The sequence below is a fragment of the Myxococcus eversor genome (genome assembly GCF_010894455.1).
Lineage (GTDB): Bacteria > Myxococcota > Myxococcia > Myxococcales > Myxococcaceae > Myxococcus > Myxococcus eversor.
Map to the genome: position 1 here is coordinate 14,819 of NZ_JAAIXY010000012.1, position 19,852 is coordinate 34,670.

The 19,852-nt window shown below is 68.3% G+C and carries 19 protein-coding genes; 7 read left to right on the forward strand and 12 right to left on the reverse strand.

Annotation, left to right across the window (positions count from 1 at the left end; translation table 11 throughout):
- Window positions 1–5 precede the first annotated feature (5 nt).
- Window positions 6–281, reverse strand: coding sequence for a hypothetical protein (locus G4D83_RS23755; protein WP_163867100.1), 276 nt, complete (start codon window positions 279–281; stop codon window positions 6–8).
- 193 nt (window positions 282–474) lie between these two features.
- Window positions 475–876, reverse strand: a complete 402-nt coding sequence (locus tag G4D83_RS23760; RefSeq protein WP_163867101.1) for a hypothetical protein — start codon at window positions 874–876, stop codon at window positions 475–477.
- Between the two features lie 148 nt (window positions 877–1,024).
- Between G4D83_RS23760 and G4D83_RS23765 the strand changes: the two genes are divergently transcribed.
- On the forward strand, window positions 1,025–1,549 hold the full coding sequence (locus G4D83_RS23765; RefSeq protein ID WP_163867102.1) for a hypothetical protein: 525 nt from the start codon (window positions 1,025–1,027) through the stop codon (window positions 1,547–1,549).
- A gap of 12 nt (window positions 1,550–1,561) precedes the next feature.
- Here the strand turns inward: G4D83_RS23765 and G4D83_RS23770 are convergent, their stop codons facing one another.
- Window positions 1,562–2,095 carry an FHA domain-containing protein gene (locus tag G4D83_RS23770; RefSeq protein WP_163867103.1) on the reverse strand — a complete coding sequence of 178 codons (534 nt, stop codon included), beginning with the start codon at window positions 2,093–2,095 and terminating at the stop codon, window positions 1,562–1,564.
- 130 nt (window positions 2,096–2,225) lie between these two features.
- Here G4D83_RS23770 and G4D83_RS23775 point away from each other — a divergent pair, with 130 nt between their 5' ends.
- On the forward strand, window positions 2,226–3,206 hold the full coding sequence (locus tag G4D83_RS23775; RefSeq protein WP_163867104.1) for an NAD-dependent epimerase/dehydratase family protein: 981 nt from the start codon (window positions 2,226–2,228) through the stop codon (window positions 3,204–3,206).
- A 19-nt stretch (window positions 3,207–3,225) separates the two neighbouring features.
- Here G4D83_RS23775 and G4D83_RS23780 read toward each other — a convergent pair whose 3' ends face one another.
- The 4 genes from G4D83_RS23780 to G4D83_RS23795 all read right to left on the reverse strand — a co-directional run bounded on the left by G4D83_RS23780 (window position 3,226) and on the right by G4D83_RS23795 (window position 7,340).
- Entirely contained in the window at window positions 3,226–4,728 is a 1,503-nt protein-coding gene (locus G4D83_RS23780) for an ATP-binding cassette domain-containing protein (protein ID WP_163867105.1), read from the reverse strand.
- 246 nt (window positions 4,729–4,974) lie between these two features.
- Complete coding sequence (locus G4D83_RS23785) at window positions 4,975–6,084, reverse strand: SPFH domain-containing protein (protein ID WP_163867106.1); 1,110 nt, start codon at window positions 6,082–6,084, stop codon at window positions 4,975–4,977.
- The gene (locus G4D83_RS23790) at window positions 6,084–6,572 is read right to left on the reverse strand and encodes an NfeD family protein (protein ID WP_163867107.1); all 489 of its coding nucleotides are present in this window, start codon (window positions 6,570–6,572) and stop codon (window positions 6,084–6,086) included. The genes G4D83_RS23785 and G4D83_RS23790 overlap by 1 nt, the downstream gene beginning before the upstream one ends.
- A 102-nt stretch (window positions 6,573–6,674) precedes the next feature.
- Window positions 6,675–7,340, reverse strand: a complete 666-nt coding sequence (locus tag G4D83_RS23795) for a hypothetical protein (RefSeq protein WP_163867108.1) — start codon at window positions 7,338–7,340, stop codon at window positions 6,675–6,677.
- Between the two features lie 274 nt (window positions 7,341–7,614).
- Between G4D83_RS23795 and G4D83_RS23800 the strand changes: the two genes are divergently transcribed.
- Entirely contained in the window at window positions 7,615–10,638 is a 3,024-nt protein-coding gene (locus G4D83_RS23800) for an error-prone DNA polymerase (protein WP_163867109.1), read from the forward strand.
- 54 nt (window positions 10,639–10,692) lie between these two features.
- Here the strand turns inward: G4D83_RS23800 and G4D83_RS23805 are convergent, their stop codons facing one another.
- Together G4D83_RS23805 and G4D83_RS23810 are read right to left on the reverse strand one after the other, a co-directional pair.
- Window positions 10,693–10,950: a hypothetical protein gene (locus G4D83_RS23805; protein WP_163867110.1), complete on the reverse strand. Its 258-nt coding sequence runs from the start codon at window positions 10,948–10,950 to the stop codon at window positions 10,693–10,695.
- A 145-nt stretch (window positions 10,951–11,095) separates the two neighbouring features.
- Window positions 11,096–11,335: a hypothetical protein gene (locus G4D83_RS23810; protein ID WP_163867111.1), complete on the reverse strand. Its 240-nt coding sequence runs from the start codon at window positions 11,333–11,335 to the stop codon at window positions 11,096–11,098.
- Window positions 11,336–11,687: 352 nt separating this feature from the next.
- Here G4D83_RS23810 and G4D83_RS23815 point away from each other — a divergent pair, with 352 nt between their 5' ends.
- Window positions 11,688–12,536, forward strand: coding sequence for a hypothetical protein (locus G4D83_RS23815; RefSeq protein ID WP_240356526.1), 849 nt, complete (start codon window positions 11,688–11,690; stop codon window positions 12,534–12,536).
- Between the two features lie 125 nt (window positions 12,537–12,661).
- Here G4D83_RS23815 and G4D83_RS23820 read toward each other — a convergent pair whose 3' ends face one another.
- Complete coding sequence (locus G4D83_RS23820) at window positions 12,662–13,102, reverse strand: DUF6209 family protein (protein WP_163867113.1); 441 nt, start codon at window positions 13,100–13,102, stop codon at window positions 12,662–12,664.
- Window positions 13,103–13,274: 172 nt separating this feature from the next.
- On the opposite strand from G4D83_RS23820, the gene G4D83_RS23825 reads away from it, so the two are divergent.
- Complete coding sequence (locus tag G4D83_RS23825) at window positions 13,275–15,062, forward strand: ATPase (RefSeq protein ID WP_163867114.1); 1,788 nt, start codon at window positions 13,275–13,277, stop codon at window positions 15,060–15,062.
- 3 nt (window positions 15,063–15,065) lie between these two features.
- Here the strand turns inward: G4D83_RS23825 and G4D83_RS23830 are convergent, their stop codons facing one another.
- Window positions 15,066–15,854, reverse strand: coding sequence for a WbqC family protein (locus G4D83_RS23830; protein ID WP_163867115.1), 789 nt, complete (start codon window positions 15,852–15,854; stop codon window positions 15,066–15,068).
- A gap of 137 nt (window positions 15,855–15,991) precedes the next feature.
- On the opposite strand from G4D83_RS23830, the gene G4D83_RS23835 reads away from it, so the two are divergent.
- On the forward strand, window positions 15,992–18,055 hold the full coding sequence (locus G4D83_RS23835) for an ATP-binding protein (protein WP_163867116.1): 2,064 nt from the start codon (window positions 15,992–15,994) through the stop codon (window positions 18,053–18,055).
- Window positions 18,056–18,355: 300 nt separating this feature from the next.
- The gene (locus tag G4D83_RS23840; RefSeq protein WP_240356527.1) at window positions 18,356–19,006 is read left to right on the forward strand and encodes an START domain-containing protein; all 651 of its coding nucleotides are present in this window, start codon (window positions 18,356–18,358) and stop codon (window positions 19,004–19,006) included.
- Between the two features lie 36 nt (window positions 19,007–19,042).
- Here G4D83_RS23840 and G4D83_RS23845 read toward each other — a convergent pair whose 3' ends face one another.
- On the reverse strand, window positions 19,043–19,834 hold the full coding sequence (locus G4D83_RS23845) for a phytanoyl-CoA dioxygenase family protein (RefSeq protein WP_163867117.1): 792 nt from the start codon (window positions 19,832–19,834) through the stop codon (window positions 19,043–19,045).
- Between the last annotated feature and the right edge of the window lie 18 nt (window positions 19,835–19,852).

Genomic DNA, 19,852 nt, shown 5'->3' on the forward strand with positions numbered 1-19,852 from the left:
TAGCCCTACGGATTGGCTTTGAAGTGCTTCGCGACCCACTTTTCAATGTCAGTCGCAGAAGGAGTCTCGCCCTCGAGTTCTTCAATCTGGTCGGAAAATGGTGTTAATGGATAAAGCTCCAAGTCAGCGAGCGCGATAGGCGTCCCTGTGTCGAGGGTGCCAAGAATCGCACCGCTTAAACGGAGGATGGGCAGAAGCTCTGGGGCCAGCAGCAGTTCGATGCTGTGGGCCTGTCCGGCGCAGCGCCGGATGCGTCCCCGGCGTTCAAGCTCCATCACCATGCGTAATCAGTGGTTCTAAGGAATCAGGCAGGTCAGGATGATAGGGTGCGTAATGGCGTCTGACTTGAGGGCGATTTTGCTGTAAATGGGATTGTTTGTGCTGGGTGTCTTGGGGGTTGTTCTGGCTGAGCCGCTCTTGGGGGGATGTAATCACTTGGATGGAAGAGACGCTGGGTCGTTTCGGAGCGGCATTCTATTCGTACCAAGTCGGAGCGATCTTCCTTACCTCTGGAAGCTCGGCGATGCGGCAGAGCGCGTCCCATGCGGTGGGGGTGAGCGCGCCATGGCGTGAGACACATTCGGTGTCGCCGGTAGCGAAGAAGTAGAGTGTCTCCTCGGGGATGCTGCAGCCAACACGGCCTCGTGAGGCCCCGGCCTGGAGCGAGGTCGGAGCGAATCCTCTCACTCGGGCGATCAGCGCTTCATCACCCGTGGGAAGGCAGAACTCCACCGAGCCGTCGTTCCGACATCCCGTCTCCTGGGTGAAGTCGAGCTTGTGGGTCGGGCATGCCGATGCCGCAGGCCCCTCGCGAGAGGTGGTGGCGCAGGCCGACAGGATGGCGAAGAGCAGGCCGGGCGTGGCGAATCGGCTCATGGCGTTTCCTTGCTCGTATCACGACACAGTAAAGAGGCCATGCGCGCACACTCCGGTGGATACCACGCCCCGTCACACGGCATCCCCGTTTGCCCGCACCCGTCACCCGTGGTTATGCAGAGCGACCACCTCTTTCCCCAGGGCCCTCATGCGCGCCTCCGCTCTCCTCCTGCTGTCCCTGCTCGTCACCGCATGCGCCGCGCCGGAGGTGCGTCCCGCGGGGGCCATCCGCAAGGTCGTCGTCGTCGTCGGCTCTCGCGTGGACTCGCTGCCCATGTCGTCCTACCGCCAGGACCTGATGGGCGAGGGCAACCCGCGCACCGTCCTCGTCAGCCAGACGGAGTCCGTCCTGCGCGAGCGGGGCTTCGACGTCGTCGGGACCCGCATCTCCGCGGCGCCTTCGCCCTCCACGGACGAAGTCGTGTCCGTCATCCGCGCCAATGACGCCGAGGCCGCCGTCGTCGTCGTGCTGTCCTGGGTCGACGTCTCTGGTATTCAGACGATGGGCCGCGCCGATGTGGTGATGGAGGCCGGCGTCATCTCCTCCGACGGCCAACTGGTCTGGCGCACGGAGAGCCGCACCGTCGCCATGATTGGCCTGTACCAGTCGCAGACGGACTACACCTCCTATCTGCGCAAGGCCGTCATCCAGATCGTCAAGGAAGTGCCCTGACGCCCCTCGCCCTCAGGGCGTCGCCCGGGGGCTCGCCAGTCGCAGGTGCTCGTGCACCGTCTCCGCGCGCAGGTAGAGGAACTGCGCGTCGCCGAACGCCAGCGTGTCGCCGTCGTTGAGCGTCACCTGCGCGCGAAAGCCCAGCGGCGCGCCGTTGATCCACGTGCCGTTCATCGACTGGGCATCGCGCACCAGATAGCCGCCCGTCGCCGCATTCCACCGCAGCGTCGCGTGGTGCTGCGAGACGGAAGGGTCCGGCACCACCAGGTCACACTCCGAACGGCCGACGGTGAGCTCCTCACCATCCACCTTCGGGTTCAGGAAGTGGACCTCCAGGTTGTCGAAGTCGCGGAGCATCGCGAGCAGCCGCTCCGTCATGCGCGTGCGGTGCGCCATGCCCACCGTGCGCGCCCCCGTCAGTTGCTGGGCGACGCTCCGGAAGACCGGGTCCACGGGCTGTTGGATGAGCGCCACCGGGCCTGACGCGGCTCGGAAGGCCTCGAGCGAGGCCTCGGCGAAGGGTCGGAGCTGGTTCACGGACACCATGTCGCTCACCCTACGTCCAAGCAGGGGCCACGGGAAGTCAGGTGTCGGGTCCGACGGGACGCTCCGCGAGGGACTTCGTCACACCGTGGACGTGGCGTCCGCCAGGGCCCCATGGGAGCGTGTGGTCCGCATGCGGGTCCTCGTCACCGGAGCGGCGGGCTTCATCGGTCACCACGTCAGCGCGAGGCTGCTGGCGCGAGGGGACACGGTCCTCGGCGTGGACAACCTGGACCCCTCCGGAGACGTGCCCCTCAAGCACGCCCGACTGGCCCGACTCCGCGCCTCCCCCGACGCCGAGCGCTTCACCTGTCATCCCGTCGACATCACCGACAGCGCCACGCTCGCGAGAATCTTCCAGCAAGAACGCCCCGAGCGCGTGGTGCACCTGGCGGCGAAGGTCGGCGTCCGCGCGGCGGGGGCCTCCGCCCGGTCCTATCTGGACGCGAACGTGACGGGCTTCCTCCACGTCCTGGAGCAGGCGAGTGCCGCGCGCGTGGAGCACCTCGTCTACGCCTCCTCCAGCTCCGTGTACGGCGCGGACACGCCGCCGCCCTTCGCGGAGAGCGCCTCCGCTGACCACCCGCTCAATGTCTACTCCGCGACCAAGCGCGCCGGAGAGCTGCTGGCCCACACGTACAGCCACCTGCACGAGTTGCCCACCAGCGGGCTGCGCTTCTTCACCGTCTACGGCCCGTGGGGTCGCCCGGACATGGCACCGCTGCGCTTCCTGCGCGCCTTGCACGCGGGGCGCACCATCGACCTCTACGGCGAGGGCCGCATGCGGCGCGACTTCACGCACGTGGACGACGTAGCGGAGGCGGTGCTGCGTGTGCTGGACCGCCCGCCCACCGCGACACCGCCGTATCGCCTGCTCAACGTGGGCCGGGGAGAGCCCGTCTCGCTGCGCGACTTCGTGGCCGTGCTGGAGCGACACGCGGGGACTCGGGCGGTGCTGCGTCCACTGCCCGCCCAACCCGGGGAAATGGACGGCACCTGGGCGGACCCCACCGCCCTGGAGCGTGAGACGGGCTTTCGTCCTCGCGTGTCAGTGGAAGAGGGGCTCGCGGGCTTGGTGAAGTGGGAGCGCGAACACCCCCAGTTCAGGACGTGAGCGGGGCCCTCGACGTGCTTCACCCGGCCGTCACCTCCACCCGGCCATGCTCCACGCGCCAGGACTCGGAGGTGCACGCGCGAGCGAACGCGGTGTCGTGAGTCACCAGCAGCAGCGCGCCGGGGTACTCGCGCAGGGCCACCTCCAGTCGTTCGATGGAGGGCAGGTCCAGATGATTGGTGGGCTCGTCGAGCACCAGCGCCCAGGCGTGCTGCCCGAGCCCCCGCGCGATGAGCAGCTTGCGCACCTCGCCCGGAGAAGGTTGCTCCGAGCCGAGCAGCCGTTCCGGGTCCACACCGAGCGCGGCCACGAGGGACAGCACGCGCCCCTTCTCCTCGGGAGGCAGTGCACGCACCTCGTCGAGCGTGGACCGAGCCTCCTCCGCGCCCACGTCCTGGGCCAGGTACAGCACGCGCTCCATGGGCACGCGGGCGTTCTCCAGCAGCGCGCGCACCAGGGTGCTCTTGCCCGCGCCGTTGGGTCCCTCGATTCGCACGCGCACCTCGCGGCCCACTGACAGCTTCACCGGGCCCAGCAGCGTCACGTCCCCGGCGCGCAGCTCCGGCAGGTCGACGGTGAACAGCCACGGATTGGGAGAGCGCACGTAGTCGACGAAGACGGAGCGGCCCACCGTCTTGTCCGCGGTGAACTCCCCCACGGCCTCGGTGGCGCGCTCCAACTCGCGGCGTTGGATGCCCACGCGGCGGCCCGCATGGTTCTCCGCCCAGCCCGCCACGACGGACGCGCCCATGGAGCGCGCGTCGTTGTCGTTCTTGTCCTTCATCCGCTTGCGCGTGCTCCGAGCCGCATCCGCGGACTGTTGCTCCCGTCGGGCCTGGTCCAGCAGCCGCGCCGCGCGTCGCTGCTCCGAGCGGGCCTGCTGATAGACGCCGACTTCCGCCTCGCGCTCGGCCTCCCAGTGCTGCTTCGCCGCGGAGTAGGCCCCGGGCCACAGCCGCACATCACCGCCATGGACGCGCAGCGTGGACGTGGTGAGTGTCTCCAGGAGAGGTCGGTCATGAGACACGACGACGCCCACGCCCTTGAAGCGCCGCAGCGCCGAGACGAGCCACGTCCGTGCCTCCGAGTCCAGGTGGTTGGTGGGCTCGTCGAGCAGCAACACGTGAGGCTCGGCGGCCAGGGCGGCGCCCACCTGCCACCGCTTGCGCTCGCCCGGTGACAACGTGGACCAGCGCTCCAACGCGGAGACGTCCAGCCCCAGCTGTCCGTGGAGCCTGCGCGCGAGCGCATCCCACGACTCGGCGAAGGTGGTGATGTCCGGCGTCAGCCCCTCCACCTCCTGCCGGCACAGCCGCAGCGTGGGTGAGGGTGGATCAAACTGGAGGTGCCCCTCGGTGGGTGTCAGCTCCCCTGAGAGCAACCGCAGCAGGGTGGACTTGCCAGCGCCGTTGGCGCCCACGAGCCCCGTCCAGCCGGACGTCAGGTGGAAGTCGACTTCAGAGAGGACGGAGACAGCGTCGGAATAGGCGAACGACACGCGATGCGCGCGAAGGGAAGACATGAGAAGCGAACTCCTGAATCCAGGACGCGAGCCAGCCCATAGGGGCGGCCCTGCGCGGTGAGGCCAAAAGACCTGGGACTCAGCGGCTCAGCTTCAAGGGTGCGTCAACCTCGCGTAGGGAGGGGGTGTCAGGCCCTCCGGTGGATGCGTGCGCCGAAATCTATGGCTTGCTCCGGGGCGGATTGCAACCCCGTCTCGCTCGCCGGCCAGCCTGGACGACGAGCAAGACGGTTTCCGGCCAGCGCGCTACTCGTCCTGCCCGGAGGGAGGACGGGGCCGCCGTGCCTGCGGAGCGTTGGCGCCCGTGAGCGTCGCCGGCTCGGCGAGCACGTTGCTCCGGGCGATGCTCTGGGCGCTCAGGGACGCCGCGGTGGGACGGGCCTGGGGAGCGGGGCGCTTGGCCTCGTCGTCCTTGGCGAAGAAGACGTCCTTGATGACGGAGATGGCGCCCAGGGTGGCGGTGGCCTCGTAGGGGATGAACATCTTGTTGTCACCCTTGCCAATCTCCTGGAGGGTCTCCATGTAGCGCAGCGCGAGCACCTCCGGGGTGGCGTGGCCGCTGTGGATGGCTTCGAACGTCAGGCGCGTGGCCTCGGCCTTGCCTTCGGCCTCCAGCATGGTGGCGCGCTTGTGGCCCTCGGCGCGGGCGACCTCCGCGTCACGCTCGCCCTCGGCCTGGAGGATGCGGGAGATCTTCTGGCCTTCGGCCTGGAGGATGGCGGCGGCCTTGTCGCCCTCGGCCTTGGTCACCTCGGCGCGGCGCTCACGCTCGGCGGTCATCTGCTTGGCCATGGCGGACTTGATGGCCTGGGGCGGCTCGATTTCGCGCAGCTCCACGCGCGTCACCTTCACGCCCCACTTCTCCGTGGCCTCGTCCAGCACCATGCGCAGCCGCGTGTTCACCGTCTCGCGGCTGGTGAGCGTCTGGTCCAGCGTCAGGCTGCCCATGACGTTGCGCAGGTTCGTCATCGTGAGCTGCTCGATCGCCAGCGCCAGGTTCTCCACCTGGTACAGCGCCTTCGCGGCGTCGACGATCTGGTAGTAGATGACCGAGCCGACCTCCATGTTGACGTTGTCGTGGGTGATGACCTGCACCGTCTCGAAGCCCATGACCTGCTCGCGCAGGTCCACCATGGTGCTGCGCATGTAGCGGTTGCCCGTGCGCATCTCGATGGGGCGGGGGCTGTCGAGGAACGGGATGAGGAGGTTGAGGCCGCTGGTGGCGACGCCGTGGAACTTGCCCAGCCGCTCCACCACCATGACCTTGGCCTGGGGAACGATGCGGACGCAGGTGTACAGCACGAAGCCCGCGAGCCCCAAGAGGGCGACGAGAATCACAAAGGTCAGTGGATCCATCAGACTTTCTCCTGTTTCTGTTCCGCCGCGGGAACGGACAACGTCGCCGAAGGGCGGCGCACCCACAGCTTGAGTCCTTCGACCTGCTCCACGGTGACGAGCTCTCCCTCGGGGATGGCGCCGGACAACGAGCGGGCCGTCCACAGCTCGCCGTTGATGCGCACCGTCCCGCCGTGCGGCGTCCCGATGGCCTCCACCACCACCGCCTCCTGCCCCACCATGGCCTCGACCCCCGTCTTCAAATGCGAAGCGTTCCGCATGAAAACATTCTTGAACAGGGTGCGCGAGGCGGCGAACAGGCCGATGGAGACGGTGGCGAAGAGCGCCACCTGGAGGAAGCCCCCCAGCCCGAGGGCCGCGGCGAGCGAGGAGACGAGCGCTCCCGCCCCGAACCAGACGAGTCCGAAACCGGACAGCTTGATTTCCAGCCCGCCGCAGATGAGGGCGGCGACGATCCAGAGCTGCCAGGCGGCGGGAGTCAGGTCCATGGAGATCTCTTTGTCAGCCGGTTCACCGTCCTGTCAAACGCGGACGGGCCCGGCCGAAAGGACCGAACGTCTACATGGGCCTCCCCGAGAGGCGGGCCGCGCCTACTTCGCGCGGAACAGCTCCCGGGTCTCGACGATGGGCTGCTGGCCGCCGATGGTCCGGGTGAAGAGCAGGCGCTGGGGGACGCCGCCGCTGTCGCAGTCCAGGGCGTCCAGGGCCAGGGTCTCCTTGAAGACCAGGGTGTGGCTGGTGGGCTTGGGTCGGGAGGTGGTCTTCTCGATGCCGCCGGTGCGGGGTTGTTCCTGGGGTCGGGTGGCGTAGGTCTTCGCCGGCCGCCGCGTCACGACGAACTCCACCTTGGCGGGCTCCCGGTCCAGGTTGAGCAGGTAGCTGCTGGTGTCCTTGTGGCTGGGGCCCACGGTGTCGGGGGTGAGGCTGTCGAACTGCACCAGCGTCTCCGCCCAGTAGGCGCCCCGCGCGTCGCGCAGGAAGCGGACGGTGAGCGTGTAGTTGTTCTTGAGCAGGGCGTCATTGGCCATGCGAGTCAATGGGTCCTTGAGCTGCTCGTCGGTGAGGGGTGTCTGCCATTCCTTGAACACACGGCCCTTGTAGGTGCCCAGATACAGTTCACGATTCACGCCGCAGGGGGCGCTCTTGCGCGAAGCGGCCTGCGTCTCGCCGCCCAGCCCGAGGAGAGGGAAGAGCAGGGCGGATGCCAGGAACAGGGTGAAGGGAAGGGCGAAGCGGATGAGGCCGTGCAAGGACATACGTCCTCCTCGTCGACAGAGCGGTCAACGACGGTACGCACCCGGACCTCCAGTGACAGGGATTCTCAGGAGTTGAGCGTTGCTGCGCGGACATGGAAGCAAGGTGCGTGGATGGCATGTCTGGGTTTGGACGAGGGGCTCGGACGGTGGGCTGTCCTGAAACGTCGGTGGTCCTTCGGGGGCGGTGCGACTTGCCTCAACCCACGGAGTCATTCGGTCGCTGAACGAAGATCCGACCTAGCGCCTGAACGCCCGCTCAGTGTCTTGATCGGGTGTGGACTACGCCGAACTCGTCTGTCGCTCCAACTTCTCGTTCCTGCGCGGCGCCTCGCATCCGGAGGAACTGGTGCTCACCGCCTCGCGGCTGGGGCTGAGCGCGCTGGCGCTGACGGACGCGGATGGGTTGTACGGGGCGGTGAAGGCCCACCTGGCCGCGAAAGAGCACGGCGTGCGGCTCATCCTCGGGGCGGAGCTGACGCTGGAGGACGGGCCTCCGGTGGTGGTGTACGCGGCGGACTCGGGGGGCTATTCGAACCTGTGCTCGCTGGTGTCGCGCAGCCGGATGACGCACCCCAAGGGAGAGGCGGGGCTGCCGTGGCGGGCGCTGGCGGAGCGCTCGGGCGGGTTGCTCGCGCTGTTGCCGGAGCCGGCGCCGGTGGAGCGGGTGGCGTCGTTGGCGGAGGCGTTCCCGGGGCGCTTCCATGTCGGGCTGTGCCGGACGTTGTCGGCGGGGGACTCGGCGCGGGAGGCGCGCGCGGAGGTGCTGGCGCGGGAGCTGGGGGTGCCGCTGGTGGTGCACAACGACGTGCATACGCACCACCGACGCCGTCAGCCGCTCCAGGACGTGCTGAGCGCGGTGCGGCACGGGACGACGGTGGACCAGGCGGGGACGCGGCTGTGGCCCAACGGGGAGCGGACGCTGAAGGGGCCCGGGGAGATGGCGCGGCTGTTCGCGGACCGGCCGGAGTCGCTGGAGCGGACCGTGGAGCTGGCGTCGCGCTGTCGGGCGTCGCTGGATGACCTGCGCTACCGCTTCCCGGAGGAGGACCTGCCCTCCGGGCGGACGGCGGACGAGCACTTGAGGGCGCTGACGTACGAGGGGCTCTGCGTGCGTTACCCGGCGGGGGTTCCGCCGGAGGTGGTGAAGCAGATAGAGCACGAGCTGCGACTCATCGCCGCGCTCGACTTCGCGGGGTACTTCCTGTCGCTGTGGGACATCGTCGGCTTCGCGCGGCGGCGGGGGATTCTGTGTCAGGGGCGAGGGAGCGCGGCGAACTCGGCGGTCTGCTACGCGTTGCAGATCACCGCCATCGACCCGGTGCGGATGGGGTTGTTGTTCGAGCGCTTCCTGAGCATGGCGCGCAAGGAGCCACCGGACATCGACGTGGACTTCGAGCACGAGCGGCGCGAGGAGGTGCTCCAGTACGTGTACGAGAAGCACGGACGCCATCGGGCGGGGATGGTGTGTGAGGTCATCTGCTATCGCGGGCGGCTGGCGCTGCGGGAGGCGGGCAAGGCGCTGGGGTTGTCGTTGGACCAGGTGGACCGGCTGTCGAAGGTCTCCGCGGCGCACGGGTTCCAGGTGACGCCGGAGGTCTTGTTGGAGGCGGGGCTGTCCGCGTTCGACCGGCGGGTGCAGCGGACGTTGTCCGTGGCGGCGGAGCTGGAGGGCGTTCCCAGACATCTGTCCATCCACGTGGGCGGGTTCGTGATGACGCGGGAGCCACTGACGGAGCTGGTGCCGGTGGAGAACGCGGCCATGCCGGGGCGGACAGTCATCCAGTGGGAGAAGGATGACATCAACTCGATTGGCCTGTTGAAGGTGGACCTGCTGGCGCTGGGGATGTTGACGGCGCTGTCGAAGTGCTTCGCGCTGATTCGGGAGCACCACGGGCGGGAGCTGTCGCTGGCGACGATTCCGGCGGAGGACCCGAAAGTCTACGACATGTTGTGCGAGGCGGACACCGTGGGGGTGTTCCAAATCGAGAGCCGGGCGCAGATGAACATGCTGCCCCGGCTGAAGCCGAGGACGTTCTACGACCTGGTGGTGGAGATTGCCCTCATCCGCCCGGGGCCGATTGTCGGGAACATGGTGCATCCCTTCCTGCGCAGGAGGAACGGCGAGGAGACGGTGGTGTACCCGAGCGAGGCGGTGCGGGAGATATTGGGCAAGACGCTGGGGGTGCCGCTCTTCCAGGAGCAGGCGATGAAGCTGGCGATGGTGGCGGCGGGCTTCTCCGCGGAGGAGGCGGATGGGCTGCGGCGGGTGCTGAGCCACAAGCGCGCGGAGTCGATGCTGTTGCAGTACCGGGGACGCTTCGTGGAGGGGTGTCTGTCGCGAGGGTATGCGCGGGCGCAGGCGGAGGAGTGGTTCGACAACTTCCGGGGCTTCGCGCACTACGGCTTCCCGGAGAGTCACTCGGCGAGCTTCGCGTTGATTGCATATGCATCGAGCTGGCTGAAGTGTCACTACCCGGCGGCCTTCACGACGGCGCTGCTGAACTCGCAGCCCATGGGCTTCTATGCGCCGCACACGCTGGTGGCGGACGTGCAGCGGCACGGCGTGGAGGTGCGGCCGGTGGACGTGAATTGCTCGCGCTGGGACTGCACGCTGGAGGACGGGGGGAAGGCGCTGCGGCTGGGGCTGTGGATGGTGAAGGGGCTGGGCGAGTCCGCGGGACGGCGGGTGGAGGCGGGGCGAGGGGAGGGCTACACGGACGTGGGGAGCCTGGCGCGGCGGGCGCGGATTCCCAGGCACGAGCTGACGCGGCTGGCGCTGGCGGGGGCGCTGGGCTCGCTCTGCGGCTCACGTCGCAAGGCGCTGTGGGACATCCAGGCGCTGGGGCCGCTGGACTCGGATGACTTGTTCTTCGGGATGTCGATGGACGGCACGGAGGTGGAGCTGCCGTCGATGGATGTGTTCGCCCGCGTCTGCGCGGACTACGACACGGTGGGGTTGTCGCTGGAGAAGCATCCGCTGGAGCTGCTGCGGCCCACGCTGAAGAAGCTGGGGGCGGTGACGGCGGAGGGGCTGAAGCAGGTGTCTTCCGGGAGGACGGTGTCGGTGGGCGGGATGATGATCTGCCGCCAGCGGCCGCCGACGGCGCGGGGGATGTGCTTCATCTCGCTGGAGGATGAGACTGGGATTGCGAACCTGGTGGTGCCTCCGGATGTGTATGAGCGGTGCCGGAAGGAGATCCACGGCGCCCTGTTCATCGTGGGGCAGGGCGTGCTGGAGCGCTCGGGGAAGGTGACGAACGTGAAGACGAAGTTCGTCCAATCCCTGTCACGGCCCTGAGAGGCATCCCAGGCGCGTGCTCCCTGGGATGCCCGGCTCATCAGGCGTGGTGCCTCAACAGCCGCAGATGCGCGTGGTCGTGGTGGTGCACGCGCCCGCCGCATCGCAACAGACCCGGGTGAGGAGCTGGAAGCGATCATTCGGGCCCAGCTCGCACCGACCGACTCGACACTGGCCATAGGTCTCCGTGCACGTCACGGCGGCCTGGGAGACCTGGCCCTCGGCGTCTTCGACGGTGTCTGCGAATTCCGCTCCACCGCAGCCCATGAGCGACAATGCCAACGCACCCACGACCCAGCTCAGGTTCTTCATGTGTAACCCCCTTGGGCCCGCATTTCCATGCGGGACATGTCAGGTTAGAGGGAACATGGAAGAGGGTGCAAGGCAGTGGCTGTCTTTCACGCCGGGTCCGTGGCGATGACAGGGGTTGGGCCGTCATCGCCAGGACCTCACGGCCTCAGCAGGGTCTGCACTCCATGATGAAGAACGGCGTGACGTCCTCGGTCTCCGAACACGATGACTCACCGCACGCGCACCGCAGTGTCAGCACGTGGTTCGTGTAGGTGTCGTCGTCGTAGTAGTGAAAGGTGCAAGCTTCGCGCTCCTGGGCTTCCGCCCGGGGCGCGTAAGTCACGTTGCCGAAGAAAAACAGCCCCGGGATTCCCAGCGACAGCGCACCGAGCAGTAACTTCTTCATGCTCCCTCCCAGCGAGTGGGCTCCGAGAACGCAGGTCGGCCGACCTCCCTCGGGCGCCAGGATCATGATCCACCGGCCGGGCCTCCCTCGACCAGCCCTTGGCTGCTCTCACACTCTCACTGGAAGTATGAGACATCGTGGTATTTCTGCTTCACATCCGCGGAGATCTCTGCGATGGGTCGGGTCTATTCCGCCCGGGGCGGCTTGAACCCAGATCCCTCGAAATTCGCGAATATTTCAGCTGGGTTGCGATATTTTTGAGGTGCTGGATATAGTTGCCGGGGATTTGGATATGAAAATCAGCACACTTGGTGCGTCGGCGACCCACTCCATGGAACGAGCATCCCGAACGGTGACCCAGGTTGCGCGGCCGGTCCTTCGCTCCGTGCTTCACGAGGCGCTGGAGAGTGAGACCGGGGGTGAGGTGGTGGTGAAGTCGACCACCGTCTCTGGCCGCATCTTCGTCGTGGAGCGGAAGGTGGCCTGGGCGGTCCTGAATGGCCCCGGGGTCCAGAACTTCTCGTCGGTGCTGATCCAGCAGCAGCTGGTCAGCCGGGACGACGTCGAGCAGGTCATGACGGAGTGCCGCAAGAACGGAGGCAACTTCTGCGAAGTGCTGGTGGCGTGGGGCCTGGTTCCGCGCGACACGCTCCGAGACCTGCTCCGTGGCCACATGGCGAGCCACCTGGAAGTCCTGCTGGCGCTCCCGGATGCCCAGGCCCTCTTCGTTCCCCAGCCGCGCACCTACTCCAGCCAGCTGACGTTCAGCCTGGAAGAGCTGCTCGCACCCGCCCAGCAACACTCCACCCACCCCCCAGCCGAAAGAGAAGTCATGCCGAACGTGAAGCAATCCCTGGATGAGACACTGAAGATTGAAGGTGCCTTCGCGGCCTGTCTGGTGGATGCGAAGAGCGGAATGTGTCTGGGCAGCCAGGGAGGCACCGCGACCTTCAACATCGAGACGGCCGCCGCGGCCAACACCGAGGTCGTCCGGGCCAAGCTCAAGGCGATGACCGTGCTGGGCATCAAGGACCGCATCGAGGACATCCTCATCACCCTGGGCGAGCAGTACCACATCATCCGCCCGCTGGCGTCGCGTGAGGGTCTGTTCTTCTACGTGGCCTTGAGCCGCGCCAACTCGAATCTGGCCATGGCGCGCTTCCGCCTGGCGGAGATCGACAAGGGTCTGCAGCTGACCTGAGTCGTGCCCTTCGGCGCCCGCCGTGTCAGGCGGGTGCCGGCCTTCTCACAGCGCGAGTGCCCAATCGCGATGGAGCAATTCAAGACATGCTCGAGCCCCGCCAGATCCGAGCGTGCCAGTGATTGTCATTCGCGTGGCGAGCCATTCGCTCCCTGATTACGGCGACACGGTGAAGCGGAAGTTCGTTCGTAGTTGGAGTCGTACTGCTCGCAGCCCACGCTGGAGATTCGGAACCACGGCTCCAGCGTGCCCTCGGCGGGGAGCGCGAGCACCGGCGCGGCGCCCATGGTGGGCTGCCCCGCGACGTCGAAGCTGCCCTCCGCCCCTCCGTTGAGGCGGTAGTGGCCGGTGAGACTCCAACCCGGGCCGCCATCGGGCAGGGTGACGCGGCACTGCGGCAGCCGGCTGGCGTCATAGGCCACCTGGACCTGTCCGCCCGCGAGCAGCGTCTGCGACTGGGCCAGCGATCCGTTGGCGCCGAAGGTGATGACGGGCGGAGTCTGCGCCCCCGCGCTGCCACCGAACAGCAACAGGGAGAGCGCGAGGAGGGACTTGAGTCGGTTCAAGGGGTGGCTCCCGGGTGAGAGAGTCAGGCCCATGGGCCGGCGGCGCGGCGCTCGGGCCACCTCGGGGAAGGAGGCGGGCGCATCAAGGCGTGGACCTCCGACGCCCGGCCGCCTCGTTGATACCGGGCATTTCGAGTAGGCTCTGCCGCGAACACCTTGGAGCGAGCACCGAATGACCCTGTTCAGGAGGCCGTCCCCGGCCGGCGAGCCGAGTGACGATTCGAGCCGCAACGCCACTCCCACCGAGACGCCTTCCGTCTCCGACAGCCCCAACCCCGTTCTCAGCACCCCCCCTCGGCCCCGCACCGGCATGACGGGCTCCGCTCCCTCGCTCCCCCCCGAGCGCCGGCCCGGCGCCCTCCAGCGCCCCGCGCCTCCGTCGGACGAGCCGGAATTTCCCACTGAACGCCGCCCCGTCCCCCCCGCTGGGATGCGCTCGCCCCAGCAGTCCGGCCCACTGCCTTCCGTCATCGTCTCCAACCAGGAGCGCCGTCCGCCGTCCGCGGGCGCCCCCGGTGCCGAACGTCGACCCCAGGCCGCCGCCCCCGCCGCGCCCCCCAGTGGACAGGAGCGGCGGACCATTCCACCCCCGGCGTCCTATTCGGGCCCCGAGCGGCGCACCCCTGGCACCAGCTCCCGGCGCGCGTTGGAACCCAACGCGGGCTCCCAGGAGCGCTTCTGGCCCACCCAGCCTCGCACCCTGGAGGAGACCGGCCTCACGGCGACCTTCGTGGAGGAGCTCATCCTCAAGGCGCTCTTCTTCGCCGGTGAGATGCGCGGCATGGACCTGGCCAGCCGCATCCAGCTCCCCTCGGCCGTCATCGACGACATCATCGAGGGCCTGCGCCGCCAGAAGTACGTGGACATCCGAGGCGGCGGCGCGTCCGGCGTCGGCAAGTCCACGATGATCTACCAGCTCACGACCTTCGTGACGGACATGCTGCGGCAGATCACCGACCGCAATCGCTACAACGGCCCCGCGCCCGTCTCCTTCCAGGAGTATATCGCGGCGGTGAAGAAGCAGACGGTGCGCGGCAATCGCATCACCCGCGCGCGGATGCAGGACAAGTTCGGCGATCTGGTCATCCGCGACTACATCTACGACGGCATCGGTCCGGCGATGAACTCCGGTCGCGCCATCTTCTTCTACGGCCCGCCCGGCAATGGCAAGACAGCCATCTGCCAGGGAATGGTGAACTGCTTCGAAGGGGACATCTTCATCCCCCACGCCATCCTCATCGACGACTTCGTCGTGAAGGTCTTCGACGCCAACATCCACAAGCCCGTGGAGGACGAAGCGGGCGCCTCGTATGACAGGCGCTGGGTGCGCTGCCGCCGGCCGCTCGTCGTCGTGGGCGGTGAGCTGACGCTGGACATGCTCGACCTCGTCTACTCGCCAGAAGTGAAGTACTACGAGGCCCCGTTCCAGATGAAGGCCAGCAACGGGATGCTCCTCATCGATGACTTCGGCCGGCAGAAGGTGTCGCCGAAGGACCTGCTCAACCGGTGGATTGTCCCGCTGGAGAGCGACATCGACATGCTCACCCTGCACACCGGCAAGAAGCTGCAGGTGCCCTTCGACGTCTTCGCCGCCTTCTCCACCAACCTGGACCCCAGCGCCCTCGTGGACGACGCCTTCCTGCGCCGCGTCCGCTACAAGCTGGAGGTGCAGCGGCCGGACGAGGAGCAGTTCCACCAGATCTTCGAAATCATGTGCCGCAAGCGGGGCGTGGCCTACAACGCCAACGCCATCGACTACCTCATCGACTCGCACTACCGGCCGACGGACCGCCCCTTCGCGGCCTGCCAGCCCCGAGACCTCCTGGACCAGGTCATCGACATGTCCCACTACCTGGGACAGGAGCCGAAGCTGGACCCCGCCTTGCTGGACGCCGCCGTGCGCAGCTACTTCGTGCGCTTCGACAAGACCTCGGAGACCACCGCGGCCTCCGCGTCCTAGCCGTCAGCTTCCGGCCTGTGCCGGTGCGAAGGGGCCCCACGGCGAGGGCTCCAACCACCGGCGCACCTCCTCCACCGGCACGTTGGACAACACGTCCACAATCGACAGGCCCTGCACGAATCTCCCCTCGCGACCCTGAGGGTAGGTCGGGTGCCGGAAGCGCTGCCACAACACGCGCACGTCCGCGTCCCGGAACAGGCTCACCTGGAGGTACAGCGAGGAGCCCAGCCCGGAGTAGTACGTGTGGCCCTGGAGCTGACGGCAGTACTCCACCAGGCGCGCGGATTTCTCGTCGCCCTGGCGCTGAAGCGTGGACGCCAGGAGGATGTCTGGCTTCAGCCCCAGCGGCGCGTGGAACAACGCGGTGCTCCCCAACAGCACACGCAAGAGCGAGCCCGGCCCGGCCTCGCGTGCCACGCTGTCGTAGAAGGGCTCCAGCAACGGCAGCACCTGGGTGGCGAAGTGGGGCCGCCGCCCATACAGCGTCACCAGCCTGCTCAGGTGCTTGCGTGCCCACGGCTGCCGGGTGTCCACCGCCAGCTCGCTGATGAGCGCGTCGCGGTGTGGGTCCTCCAGCGGAATGGACAGCCATTGGAAGCCCGGCTCGGTGGGCGGAGGTGTGGGCACATTCTCCGGCAATGCCACACGCGTCCTGCGTTGCCAGCCCCGCCGCAGCCACTGCACGTTGTCCAGCACCAGCAGCGTGCCCGCACGCGCCACCTGCTCGTAGAAGTCCACCCAGGGCAGGTAGTGGGGCTGCTCGGCGACGATGACTCCTGGACTGCCCGGCACTCACGGCCTCTCTTCTCTTGAGATGTCCTGGGTTGGCTCGGCCCCTCACTCGGGACCGGCGCAAAGGATTCAGGCTGCTGCTAGACTGTAACATTCCAAAGACGGCCAGGGACCTTCGCCGCGGCGGGAAGGAACGGATGAAGTACCTGTGCATCAGCGCTGACCTTCAACACCCCGTGGCGGAGGAGCTTCGGCGCCAGGGTCAGGAGGTGCTCGTCCGGGCCGAGGCCTCCGAGGCCGGCGCGGAGCTGGTGCATGGCCGGGTGGACGTGCTCATCGTCGAGGCGGAGGGGCTCGCGGAGGATGCGCGCTGGCTGGATGCGTTGCGAGCACGCGCGAGGCCCGAGGAGCCGCTGGTGCTGGGGCTGACCCGCTCCGCGACGGACGAGGGCCTGGCGCCCCTGCTGGCGGCGGGCGTGGACGAGTTCCTCGTCGCGCCCTTCTCCCCGGTGGAGCTCCGCGCGCGCAGGCACCTGTTGGAGCGGCGCTCGGCGAAGCGAAGGCAGCATCAGACCTCCGAGGCCTCCGCGCGCGGGGAGATGGAGCGGCTGTCCTCCATCATCCAGACGCAGGGGGACGTCACGCTGGCGGGGTTGGACCTGGCCGGGGTGATGAGCCTGCTGTGCGAGCGCGCACGCGTCCTCTGTGGCGCGGACGGCGCGGCGGTGGCGCTGCTGGAGGACGGGTCCGCGCAGTACACCGTGGCCACCGGGTGTCTGTTGCCACACATGGGCTTCCGTCTCCCGGTGGAGGGGAGCCTCACCGGCGCCAGCCTGCTGCGCGGCGAGGTGATGCGCACCGACGACACCGAGGACGACGTGCGCGTCAACGTGCGCGCCACGCGGCAGGTGGGGGCACGCTCCATGGTGTGCGTACCGCTGTGGCGCGAGGCCCAGCCGGTGGGCGCGCTCAACCTGGTCTCCCGTCGCCCGAATGCCTTCGATGACCGGGACGTGCGCACGCTGGAGCTGATGGCGGGCCTGTTGGGCGCGGCCATGGGCAACGCGGCCGAGGCCGAGGCTCGGCATGCCTTGATGGAGGAGCGCGCCGCGGCGCTCGCCGCGCTCCAGGAGTCGCAGGCGCTGTTCGCCGCCTTCATGAACCACAGCCCCGTGGTGGCGTACATGAAGGACGAGCAGGGCCGCCGCATCTGGGTGAACGAGCCATACCGCCGCTTCTTCGGCCTGTCCGAGAGCGCGAGCCTGGACCGGCTGGACGACATGAACCTGATGCCTCCGGAGTCGGCGGACCACGTGCGGCGGGAGGACCGGGCGGTGCTCGAGTCGGGGCTGGCTCGCGCGTCGGAGGGCATGATTCCCGCGCCGGACGGAGCCGAGCGGCACTGGCTCACGTATCGCTTCATCGTGAAGGAGCACTCGGGGCGAAGGCTGTTGGGCGGGGTGTCGCTGGACGTGACGGACCGCAAGGCGATGCAGGCGCAGCTGGTGGTGTCGGACCGGCTGGCGGCGGTGGGCACGCTGGCGGCGGGCGTGGCGCATGAAATCAACAACCCGCTCGCCTTCGTGCTCTCCAACCTGTCCTTCCTGTCCGTGGAGCTGCAGTCCGTGGCGCGCGAGCTGCCGCCGGGGCGCACGTCGGAGATGGAGGAGGTGCTGCGAGAGGCGATGGATGGCGCGCACCGGGTGCGGCAGATCGTCAGGGACTTGCGGACCTTCTCTCGCGGGGACGACGAGATCGCCACCGCCGTCAACATCCAGGCGGTGCTGGAGTCCGCCATCACCATGGCGCGCGGCGAGCTGAAGATGCGCGCGCAGATCATCCGCGACTACCGCGACGTGCCTCCGGTGGAGGGCAACGAAGGCCGCTTCGGACAGGTGTTCCTCAACCTGCTCATCAACGCCGCGCACGCCATTCCCGAGGGGAAGCCGGAGCACAACGAGGTGCGCGTCACCCTGCGTCCGCAGGGAGAGCGGGTCATCATCGAGGTGCAGGACACCGGCGTGGGCATGGCGCCGGACGTGCGCGCGCGCATCTTCGACCCGTTCTTCACCACCAAACCCGTGGGGGTGGGCACGGGCCTGGGGCTGTCCATCTGCCACGGCATCGTCACCGGCTTCGGCGGAGACATCTCCGTGGAGAGCGAGCCAGGCCGGGGCAGCACCTTCCGCGTGTCCCTGCCCGTGAGTCAGCGCGCGCGGGAGCTGGTGCCGCCAATGACTCGCTTGCACCTGGTGGGCTGAGAGCGAAGCAGCGACTTCGCAACCTCGGGTGGTGTGGTTCGGGCGCGTCAAGGTGCCCGGGTTCTGGGTTCCGCTGCGCGGCGATGCGGAAGCTCATGCGCCATGAAAGGCGTTGTAACGGCCGGGGGCATTTGTCAGCGCATCGCGGCTGCTCGCGGAGCGGCCCTGTGCGTTCAGGGCTGGCGGCTCGGTGGCCGCCCTGGCCCCTGGCTCGGTGTGCCTTCGCGAATTCGCTGGGGCGCTCGTGTGTCGGAATCGGACGTGACGACGCACCGGGCCCGAGTCGCCCAGGAAGAACGCATGAAGAGGCTGTGGAGTGGAGCGGCGCTTGCCGCCTGGGCGCTGGGGCTCGCCGCGGGGACCTCCCAGGCGGCGGAGGGTTGGAGCACGGTGGCGGAGACGCCGTACGTGGTGAAGGTCCGGCCTCGGCCGGGGACGCAGGCCAAGGACGTCTGGGCGGAGGGCGAACTGGCCGCGAGCGCCGCGGACGTGCAGGCCGTGCTGCGAGATGTGGACGCCTATCGGCACTGGATGCCGTACGTGAAGGAGTCCCGCCTGTTGAAGGAGTTGCCAGACGAGGGGCAGCTCACCTACACGAGACTGGACCTGCCGGTGGTGTCCGCGCGGGACTACATCAGCAACGTGGTGCTGGAATCCAAGGTGGCCGAGGATGGCTCGGGCGTGTTCGCTCAGAGGTGGCAGGCGGAACCGGACGCCCTTCCCCAGCGGCGCGGCACGGTGCGCCTCCGGCTCAATGAAGGAAGCTGGCACGTGGAGCCTCGGGGGGAGGAGAAGTCCCATGCCGTGTATCGCTTCACCGTGGATCCGGCTGGCTCCATCCCTGGCTTCCTGGCGCGCATGGGCCAGAAGGACGCGGTGGAGGACACGTTCCGTGCGGTGGAGAAGCGGGCGCGACAGCAGGCCGAGTCGCGGCGGCGGGAGGCTTATTGACGGCCATGGCCCGCATTGCATCCGTGAGCTGTGCCGTCACGGCGACGGAGCGCGGAACAGGGGCGGGAAGACGCGCGGCGCCTTCTTCTTGCGGACACAGCGGGTGTCCGCGCTCATGTAACAGGCGGAGAAGGCGCGGCGGCGCAGGCCGGGTCGGCCGCGTCCGGAGCGGTGCCACAGGTGGTTGTGGATGAGGATGACCTCTCCGGCGAGCGCGGGGAGGGGCAGGGCGCGGCGCTCCGCGTCCTGGGCCGCCACCGCGTCCGGAGGAATGACGCCACCCAGCTCCGTCACCAGTCCGGCCTTGTGGGTGCCGGGCACCACCTCCAGGCAGCCGCCGCCCTCGGGGGCATCGTCCAGGGCCGTCCACAGCTGGAGCTCCGGCTCTCGGGTGAGGCCCCACAGCCGGCCTCCATCCTGGTGCCAGGGCAGGTTGCTGCCGCCGGCCTGGCCCTTGTGGAAGAGGATGGCGCGGTAGAGGACGATGTCGCCGGGGATGCGCGCGCGGACGAGCCGCTCGAACAGGGGATTCTCCATCCACGCGAGGAAGCGCGGGTCCTTCTCCAGCTTCTCCAGCTTGCGGTAGTCCAGCGACGGGCCCTGCCACCCCAGGCCCAGCGGGGCGTCCTCGTAGCGTCCGGTGGTCGCATCTGGCTGGAAGAACATGCCGGGGTACACCACCCGACCGAGCATGAGGTCGTCCGCCCGCTCGCGCAGGGCCTCCAGTCCGGAATCATCCAGGACCTGGCCCAGCCGGGCATAGCCGTGCTCGGCGTAGTGCGCGAGCGCCCTGGCGATGTCGACGTCCCTCGCATCCTCACGAAGCATGGCGTCCTCATACCCTGG